Consider the following 9,021-nt stretch of genomic DNA (forward strand, 5'->3'; position numbering starts at 1 on the left):
GGCAGCGGAGGATCCGAATTTAGTCAAGCTAGTGCTTGATAACGCAGGCTTTGCGATCTATTTTTCACGCTCGCTCATCCCCTACCCGCGCGCGACATGCGAGTGCTACCTCGGACACATCGGCATCTACGCATACAGCGTGCGGAATTTAAAGCGGTTTTGCGCCCTGCCCGCCTCGGTGCTGGAAGATACCGAAAAACTCGAGCAGCTTCGCGCCATAAGCGCTGGCGAAAAGATCGCGATGCTTGAAATAAAAACCGCGAGCATCGGCATCGACACGCCGGCTGATTACGAGCGCGCGCTAAAGGAGTTCGGCAATGGAATTTAAAATTTACTCGCTATGCGGCGCAGTGTTTGGAGCGCAGGAGCCCGCCGCGGAGCGTAAAATTCTAACGCGACGTAAAATTTTAGCGGAGCGCGGAATTTTAAAATTTAAAGATGCGAGCGCAAGATGAACTACGATGAATACAGATCCGCAGTAGATACGCTAAATGCATGGGCGCGGGCATATTACACCGACGATAAACCGATCGCAAGCGATGAGGAGTACGACGAGCTTTATTCGCAAGCGGAGAAATTTGAGGAGCAAAATCCCGAGCTCGCGCTGCCCTACTCGCCTACACGGCGCATCGGAGGCGCGATCAGCGAGGGCTTTTCCAAACTCGCTCACGGCGCGCAGATGTGGTCGATGGAGGATATTTTTGGCGACGCGGACCTTTTGGCGTGGCTAGCTCGCGGCGAGAAGAGCAGCGCGCAGTTTTACGTCGAGCCGAAATTTGACGGCGCAAGCTTAAATTTGACCTACGAAGGCGGCGTGCTGATAAGCGCGGCGACGCGCGGCGACGGGCTTATAGGCGAGGACGTGACGCAAAACGCAAGAGCGATCAAATCGGTGCCGCTTCAGATCCCCTACGCGGGAAGGATCGAGATTCGCGGCGAGACGCTGATCGCAAAGAGCGATTTTGACGCGCTAAACGATGAGCGCGCCGCAAACGGCGAGAGCCTGTTTTCAAACCCGCGCAACGCCGCTGCAGGCAGCCTGCGCCAGCTAGATAGCGCGATCGTAGCGAAGCGGAAGCTGAAATTTATCCCGTGGGGAGTGGGCGAGCATTCGTTAGGCTTTGCGCTGCACTCACAGATAATGGAGTTCGTACGCAGTCTCGGCTTTTTGCGCGACGAGTTTTGCCGCATCTGCAAGAGCGCAAGCGAGATCAGGAGCGCATACGAAGCGCTGCATAGCATGCGCGCGAGCAAAGACCTGATGCTAGACGGCATGGTAATCCGCGTAAACGAGCTTTCAAAGTGCGCGCAGATGGGCTATACGGTGAAATTTCCGCGCTTTATGGTCGCGTATAAATTTCCCGCGGTCGAAAAGGTAACGCGGCTGCGCGAGATCAATCTGCAGGTCGGCCGCACCGGCGCGGTCACTCCCGTAGCCGTCGTAGATAGCGTAAATATCGACGGCGCGAACGTTTCAAGCGCGACGCTTCATAATTTCGACGAGATCGCGCGGCTGGGACTGATGAAAAACGATTTCGTGGGCATCATCCGCAGCGGCGACGTGATCCCGAAGATCACGAGCGTTTACAAACAGCGCAGAGACGGCACGCAGAGCGAAATTTTGCGCCCGGATCGCTGTCCCGTTTGCGGCGAGAAATTGCTTGACGAAGGCGCGCTCATAAAGTGTCAAAACCTCGATTGCAAGGCGCGCGTGATAGGCTCGCTGATCTATTTCTGCTCAAAAAAATGTATGAATATCGAAGGGCTAAGCGACGCGACGATCACGCAGCTTTTTGAAAGCGGCAAAATTTCAAAGATCAGCGACATTTACGCCCTCGGCGCGCAGGATTTGGCGGATCTTGAAGGCTTTGCAGATAAAAAAATTTCAAACCTTTTGGGCGCGATAAATGCGAGCAAAAACGCGCCGCTTGAGCGCTTCATCGCTTCTTTAGGGATCGAACACATCGGCGAGGTGGCCGCGCACAAGATCGCCGCAGCGTTCGGACAAGATTGGCTGGATGCGAGCGAGGATGAAATTCTGCGGCTGGAGGGCTTTGGAGAGGCTATGGCAAGGAGTCTAACGGAGTTTTGCAAGATAAATCGCGAAAAAATTCTAAATCTAAGCGAAATCATCACGCCTCGCGCGCCCCAGATGCAAACCACTAAAAGCGTCTTCACGGACCGCAGCGTCGTCATCACCGGCACGCTCAGCCGTCCGCGCGACGAGTTTAAGGCCAGGCTTTTGGCGATGGGCGCGAAGGTGCAGGGCTCGGTATCTGCCAAGACCGACTTCGTGCTCGCAGGCGCAGAAGCGGGCTCCAAGCTGCAAAAAGCTCGCTCGCTTGGCGTGCGGGTGATCAACGAGAGCGAGTTTGAAGCGCTTGCGGAGGGCGGCGAGTGAAGGTTTTTTGCTTGGCGCCAAACCCGCACGCAAACGGCGCGGGGTTAAATTTCAAAAGAAACCTCCGTCCTGCGGCGCTTGTGTGTTTTACAAGGCGCGAGAATTTTAAAAATTTTAAAGAGTGTAAGGAAGCGGTAAATTTGCCGCTAGAAGCGAGGATAGCAAATCGAGCGGTCGATGTAAGATCGCTGGGCTCTAAGGCGTGCGTAAAAACGGCAGACCGAGAGGCGGTTTCTGCGAGGCACGCGAGCCCCACTTGCCGCGACGCTAAAACGGCGCGCACGACACCGATAGGTGCGGCCGTAAGCAAGAATATCTCAAATCTTGCGCCGCTCAAACACTGCGCCGATATGAAAAATTTTAAAATTTTCGCTAGCGGCAAGATAAAATTTGCAATGCAAGGTGAGCTAAAATTTGTAATGCGCAGTATGGCTAAATTTGCGGCACGATGCGGGCTAAAATTTGAGCCTTGCAGCACTGCTGCACGAGGTTTTACTACACGCGATAAAATTTTAAACTCAAGCTCGCGCGAAAACTGCGTAAGCTCTAAAATTTCATCGCAGCGCGGAGAAAAAGCAAAATGAGATTTGATCTGCTCGTCGCAAATACGCTTAAAATCAGTAGAAATCAGGCTGCCGCGCTGATAAAACAGGATAAAATTTTGCTGCGAGGCGCCGTGCAAAACAGGCCCTCTGCGCAGATTGCGCCTGAGCAGAGCGGCGAAATCAGCGCGATTGATCAAATTTACGTAAGCAGGGGCGCGCTCAAGCTTGCGGGCTTTCTGGATGAGCTTGCCGAAAACGGGCTTTTGGCAAGCTGCAGCGTAAATTTGCCTAACTCGGCGGCAGAAATTTCAAAGCCATGCAGCGGCGCAAAGAGCGCGAATAGTAAAGCGGCAGTGACGCAAAGAGCAGGCGGAGTAATGACGCAAATTTCAAGTGCAGATTTCGCGGCTACGGATAAAATTTTTGGCGCGAACGAGGCTGATAAAATTCCAAGCGCGGCTGTCGCGACAACAAAGAGCGCTAAAGCGACTACCGAGGCGATCCGTACCGCAAAAACTAATGCCGATACGGCGGAGCGTTTACAAACGGACGCAGACGCCGAGACGGCAGAGATTTTAAATGCGGCGAAAGCCTCCAAATCGGGCGGCAAGGCGGGCGGGCGCTGCAGTGAAGGCAGCGCGAAGCTAGCACAAACAAAGCCCTCGCAAAAAGATATTTTAAATTTAGCGGGAGCCGATGTTTTGGACGTGGGCAGCAGCACTGGCGGGTTCGTGCAGATTTTACTGCAGCGCGGCGCAAAGAGCGTGACCGCGCTTGACGTCGGCAGCTCGCAGCTAAGCGAAATTTTGCGGCGCGACCCCCGCGTGATCGTGCGCGAAAACACCGACATCAGGGAGTTTGCGAGCAAGAAAAAATTTGATCTCATCACCTGCGACGTGAGCTTCATCTCGCTAAATTTGATCTTAAAAAGCCTCGCGCGCCTTGCAAAAAGCGCTCTCATCGTGCTATTTAAGCCGCAATTTGAAGTCGGCGCGGAGATCAAGCGAAATAAAAAAGGCGTGCTCAAGGACGAAAAAGCGGTGTGCGCCGCACGGGCGAAATTTGAGCAGCTATGCGCCGAGCTGGGGCTTGCCACGCTGCATGCCGGCGCCTGCAAAATCACGGGCAAAGAGGGAAATAGAGAATTTTTCTATCTTCTAAAAAGGATGAACGATGAAATTTAAAAACTTAATTATCTTGGCGTTTTGCGCGCTATTTTTGGGCTCATGCGCTAAAAGCTTAAACCCCAAAGCGCCGATCGTAAAAAACTTCGACATAGCTAAATTTAGCGGCGGCTGGTATGAGATCGCCCGTATGAAGGGCGGCGGCGAGCTGCAAAACACCGCCTACGAGTGCTTCGTCGATAAAAATTCCACGATCAATCTTTTAAAAACCGCCAAAACAAGCTCGGGTAAAATCGAAAACGAGCAGCACGTATTGGAGTTTGCGGGCGATAAAAGCGTAGGTCTGCTCTATCAAAAAGGTCTGATTTCCGACTCCCTCTACCGCGTGGCGCAGGTGGACGGCGACTATCGCTACGCCCTGATCTTCGGCGCCGATACGAGCGAGCTTTACATCCTCTCGCGCACCAAAACCCTGCCCGAGCCGATCCGCATCCTCTATCTAAAAAAAGCGAAGCACAGCGGCTACGACACCAAAAAAATCGTTTGGAGGAAGCAACAATAATGGCTAATCAAAAATCAGGCAAAGACCATACAGAGGCTTCGCTGCGGAATTTTAAAGAGCAAAATTTCGTAGCGCAGAATTCCAGCTTGAAAAATTTTACGGAACAGAATTTCACAAGCAATGGAGAAAATTCATCTCAAAATATCAAACGCCCAAGGCAAGAGTTGAGCGAAAACAAAAACGGCGATGCGCACCGCACAGATGAAGCAGACACCGACGCCGCTTGCAGTAACGAAACGGCTTATGGCGGCACTTGCGGCAATGGCGTAGACGCGCAAGCTCAAAGCGCGCTTCCTGCTTGTGCGGAAGTGCTGCGTGCGCGCCTAAGCGAGCAGTTCACACGTGGCGAGATTTTCGCAACGCTGCAAGGCGCAAACCGCGATAATGTGCGCGCCGTAGCAATCGGCAACTTCGACGGCATGCACCTTGGGCATCAAAAATTATTTGAGCGCCTAGGCGAGCAAGGCGCAATAATCGTAATCCTAGCAGGTGGTGGCACGAAGCTCACCCCTTTTGCGTCGCGGCAGGCTTTTACGGATAAAAAGATTTTTTATTGCGATCTACGCGCTATCAAAAGCCTTAGCGGAGGCGAATTTATCGCACTTTTAAGGCAGAATTTCATAAATTTACAAAAAATTGTCGTCGGTGAGGACTTTAGATTTGGACGAGACAGAGCGTGGGGCGCGGAGTTTTTGCGGCGCGAATTTAGCGGGCAAACCTGCGTCGTAGGGGAGTTTTGCTTAAGCGGCGGTGGCGTGCATTCAAGTAGGATCAAGAAACTTTTATCGCGTGGTCGGTGCGAAGAGGCGGCGGAGCTTTTAGGGCGAAATTACGAGATCTGCGGACGGATCGTACGCGGCCAGGGACGCGGGGCGCGGGAGTTCGTAGCGACGCTAAATCTTGATGCGAGCGGCTATTTTATGCCAAAAAGCGGCGTTTACGCAAGTATCACGAGCGTGTGCGGCGCGAGTTATAAAAGCGTGAGCTTCTTGGGGCACAGGCTCAGCACCGACGGGGCTTTTGCGCTTGAAACGCATATTTTAGAGGACTTTGCAGGCTTTGAGGCGGATTTAAATTCCGCACAAGATCGCGCGCCGTGCTGCGGGGGGCAAGCCGCACATTCTGCGCGAAATTCAGATGAAATTTCGGCGCGTAATTCAGCTGAAATTTCTACACAAAATTTTGCGGCGAGCGAGAGTTTGGACGCCGAAAATAAAAATTTAGAGGCTACAGGCAAAAATGGCGGCGCTAAATTTGCTTGCGTGAAATTTATAAAATTCCTGCGCGAAAATCGCAAATTTAGCGATCTAGCGCGGCTTAAGGAGCAGATTTTAAAAGACGCTTCGGAGGCGGAGGCGGTACTACGAAGCCGCAAATTTTAATCTACGGCTTGTAAGCTTAAAAATGAAATTTGCGGGCTGTGCGCTTGATTTGATGCGTCTGCCCGCGTTTTGCATCTACGGCGCATTAAATGAGCCGTCTGCGTCGTCCCGTATAAAAGTCGTGTGCCCGTTGCCTCCGAGGATGCTTGGCGCACCGTCTGCGTCTGCGATGCCATATGGGAAGTGCGCACAAAAGCGACGCGCAAGCTGCTAAAAAGTCGTTAAATTTTAACGACGTACCGCCTGCAGGACTTTAACGCACCTTGAGCTTCAGCTCATGCAAAACAAGGCAAGTGCAAGCCGCGCCAAAAATTAAGGGCGATAAAAAATCTTAGTTGCGCTGCGAAGCTTTAAAATTTAGCAGGGATAAGCTGCCGAGCAAGAGCCAAGCGGCTAAATTATACGCCTAGCTAAACGCGGGATTTTGTTAAGCGGGTTCCATTTTACGGCGCGTAAAATCGCAAAATGGGCGCGAAATTCTACCAATGGAGCTTTGATTATGCTTTTAGTTTAAGTTCGTAATTAAAGAATTTAAAGGAGCTGTTTTGGTAGCGTGAGATTTGGCGACGTAAAATTAATGCTGCGAAAATACGGCGCAAAATTTTAAGGATGTATTTGCACGGCGCGGAATTTTAGAGTCTGTCAAGCAAGACGTGAAATTTAATCATGCATCGAGCGTATCTGGGCTAGAAGTGGGGCACAAACTGAGATGCAGCTCGCTTGCATCAAAAGCGCCCATGCTACGTTTAAAATTTAGGTATGCTTCGCGCGGGGCAAACTAAGCGCAATAATTCCATGCGTAGCGGTCGTAAATCGAGTGTCGCGCAAGTGCAGGAAGCACGGCGTGAGAATTCTGCGCTTAGCATGCGCAGGAAGTATAAATCGAGTGCTGCGCGAATATCAAAGTAAAAAAGGAAACGGATGAAAGACGAAATTTTTAAAGAGCCTATCAAAAAGCAGTTTGAGTTTGACGCCAGCGTCGCGTCGGTTTTTGATGATATGATCGGACGCAGCGTGCCGTTTTACGAGGCAAGCACGCGGCTTAGTAGCGAGCTTTTGGCGCGGATACTGCCGCAAAAGGCACGCGTGATCGATCTTGGCTGCTCGACTGCGACTGCGCTGCTGGCGCTGTTTGCGCTGCGCCCAGATCTGCGGCTGTGCGGCATCGACAGCTCGGAGGCGATGATACAAAACGCCCGCGCCAAGGCGGCAGCATTCGGCGCCGAGCTCGATCTTAGAGTATCGGACGTGCTGGATGCGAGCCTCGCAGACTGCGACGCCGTGATTTTAAACTACACTCTACAGTTCATCAGGCCGCCGCGCCGAGCCGCGCTCGTGAGCAAAATTTACGACGGATTGCGCGAGGGCGGGGTTTTGATCTTTGGCGAAAAGATCGTCTACGAAGAGCCTGCGCTCGCGCGTCAGATGATCGAAATTTACGAGGATTACAAGCGCGCGCAGGGCTATTCGCGCTACGAGATCGCGCAAAAACGCGAGGCGCTTGAAAACGTCCTCGTGCCCTACACCGAGGCAGAAAACCGCGCCTTGGCGCTAAGCGCGGGCTTTAAGCGTGTCGAGAGTATCTTTAAGTGGGCAAATTTTATGAGCTTCGCGGCGTTTAAATAACGAGCGGCTACAATGCGCATTTTGCTTAAACGATTCAAGTTTTAAATTTAACGCCGGTATTTGGGGTGAAATCTACAAAACAGAGCATGCGTCGCCTGCAATGTCAAATTTTGCCGCGCTAAAGCTATTTTTATCGATTAAATACGCCATAGCGAGCGCAGTGGCACATTTAAAAAGGATAAAATTCTTAATTTTGCGTTATTTATTCGTTTCTGTTTTCCAACCCGGCGGAGGGCGGGGTGCGGTTTGCCAATAGTCGATTTGCTCAACGGCGGTCCCACATGAAAGTGAAAATGCTAGGCAACACGCCTTCCCTAAGCTATGTGTCGTGCCGGACGGGCCGTGTTGTACTCCCGATTCCCGGGCGTGTGGGGGTGCGACGCGAACACGGCAGGCTTTTCCTTTTGAACTTGTAACTTGTAAAATTTGGTTCTGCTCCATGGCGCGACCGATAGATAGAAATAACGATTTTCCCTAGAGTAATGAGAAGTTTGGTTCTGGCGCGGTTCATGCATGGAGTACGTACGAAAATTATGAAGTTGATGCAAAAGGTAAGATAATTACTAGTAGTACCATATACTACTACATGGATTTGACGGAAAGATAAAAATACATACGGATCCATCAACTTTCAACGATATCGTCACGCCCTAGTGCGTCGGGTCACCAACCGACGTGTGAGGAGCAGCGGCGTTGGCGGCGAGCTCAACGTGCTTCTGAACAGTGCCGTCCAAGGTTGCCCTGCGGTCCAAGAAGGCCAGCGTCCTATCGTCCTCCTCTTGCATGTAGTAGTCCTTGTGGACGATTTGCGCGTAGACGTGGGTGATTATGTCGATGGTGTCTTGCTGCGCCAGGCGCTGCGCGGCGAGCGCGACCTCGAGGTGGACATTCTCCGGCGCGACGGCGGGCAGTCGCAGGGCCACCAGTGCGTCGAAGAGGTTGTCACCATAGTGGCCGTTGAGGGTGGCGGGCATCGCAGAGCCTGGGCGCGTCGGCTGGAGGCTTACGTCAAAGTCGTCCGCAAGCTTCTTGACGACGGTGAACTTGTCGAGGAAACCGACGAGGACCTCGTCGAACAAGGAGACGAAGCTGTCGTCCAAGCGGCCCCTCGCCCTGGCGGCCTCAAGCACTACCTGGAGACGTTCCTCGGTGCCGGGCCGCAGGCCGGCGTCGTGGACCATCTGGCACAGCCGGCTGATGCTCGCGCTCATCGCCTCCATGGGTCTAGCTTAGCTTCTAGTCAACTGATCTTGCGATTGGAGTGATCACTCTTGCCCTTGGTTAGGGTGCGTAGGTGCGTAGGATTTTGTACTACTCCTCGGCCCTCTACTGCACCTGCCTTTGGCTGTATGACAGGTGGGCCAGCCACTTGTTGGGCCCA

8 protein-coding genes and 1 pseudogene are annotated in these 9,021 nt (G+C 52.6%); 8 read left to right on the forward strand and 1 reads right to left on the reverse strand.

Translation table 11 applies throughout. The features are described 5' to 3' along the window. The 8 genes and pseudogenes from Q0095_RS09295 to cmoA all read left to right on the forward strand — a co-directional run. Positions 1-328 (forward strand): annotated as a pseudogene (locus Q0095_RS09295) (3-deoxy-manno-octulosonate cytidylyltransferase); the annotation flags it as partial. Beyond that, on the forward strand, positions 318-455 hold the full coding sequence (locus tag Q0095_RS09300; protein WP_297883249.1) for a hypothetical protein: 138 nt from the start codon (positions 318-320) through the stop codon (positions 453-455). The pseudogene Q0095_RS09295 and the gene Q0095_RS09300, both read left to right, overlap by 11 nt. After that, positions 452-2,401: an NAD-dependent DNA ligase LigA gene (gene ligA, locus Q0095_RS09305; protein WP_297883250.1), complete on the forward strand. Its 1,950-nt coding sequence runs from the start codon at positions 452-454 to the stop codon at positions 2,399-2,401. The genes Q0095_RS09300 and ligA overlap by 4 nt, the downstream gene beginning before the upstream one ends. Beyond that, positions 2,398-2,985: a hypothetical protein gene (locus tag Q0095_RS09310; RefSeq protein WP_297883251.1), complete on the forward strand. Its 588-nt coding sequence runs from the start codon at positions 2,398-2,400 to the stop codon at positions 2,983-2,985. Before ligA ends, Q0095_RS09310 begins: the two co-directional genes overlap by 4 nt. After that, positions 2,982-4,130: an SAM-dependent methyltransferase gene (locus tag Q0095_RS09315; protein WP_297883252.1), complete on the forward strand. Its 1,149-nt coding sequence runs from the start codon at positions 2,982-2,984 to the stop codon at positions 4,128-4,130. The genes Q0095_RS09310 and Q0095_RS09315 overlap by 4 nt, the downstream gene beginning before the upstream one ends. Further along, entirely contained in the window at positions 4,120-4,632 is a 513-nt protein-coding gene (locus Q0095_RS09320; protein WP_297883253.1) for a lipocalin family protein, read from the forward strand. Before Q0095_RS09315 ends, Q0095_RS09320 begins: the two co-directional genes overlap by 11 nt. Further along, positions 4,632-6,014 carry a riboflavin kinase gene (locus Q0095_RS09325; RefSeq protein WP_297883254.1) on the forward strand — a complete coding sequence of 461 codons (1,383 nt, stop codon included), beginning with the start codon at positions 4,632-4,634 and terminating at the stop codon, positions 6,012-6,014. The genes Q0095_RS09320 and Q0095_RS09325 overlap by 1 nt, the downstream gene beginning before the upstream one ends. A gap of 921 nt (positions 6,015-6,935) precedes the next feature. Then, the gene (gene cmoA, locus Q0095_RS09330) at positions 6,936-7,640 is read left to right on the forward strand and encodes a carboxy-S-adenosyl-L-methionine synthase CmoA (RefSeq protein ID WP_297883255.1); all 705 of its coding nucleotides are present in this window, start codon (positions 6,936-6,938) and stop codon (positions 7,638-7,640) included. 650 nt (positions 7,641-8,290) lie between these two features. On the opposite strand, the gene Q0095_RS09335 is transcribed toward cmoA, so the two are convergent. Then, positions 8,291-8,860, reverse strand: coding sequence for a hypothetical protein (locus Q0095_RS09335; protein WP_297883256.1), 570 nt, complete (start codon positions 8,858-8,860; stop codon positions 8,291-8,293). Positions 8,861-9,021 lie beyond the last annotated feature (161 nt).

It is taken from the genome of uncultured Campylobacter sp. (assembly GCF_938045535.1).
In the GTDB taxonomy this organism is placed as follows: domain Bacteria; phylum Campylobacterota; class Campylobacteria; order Campylobacterales; family Campylobacteraceae; genus Campylobacter_B.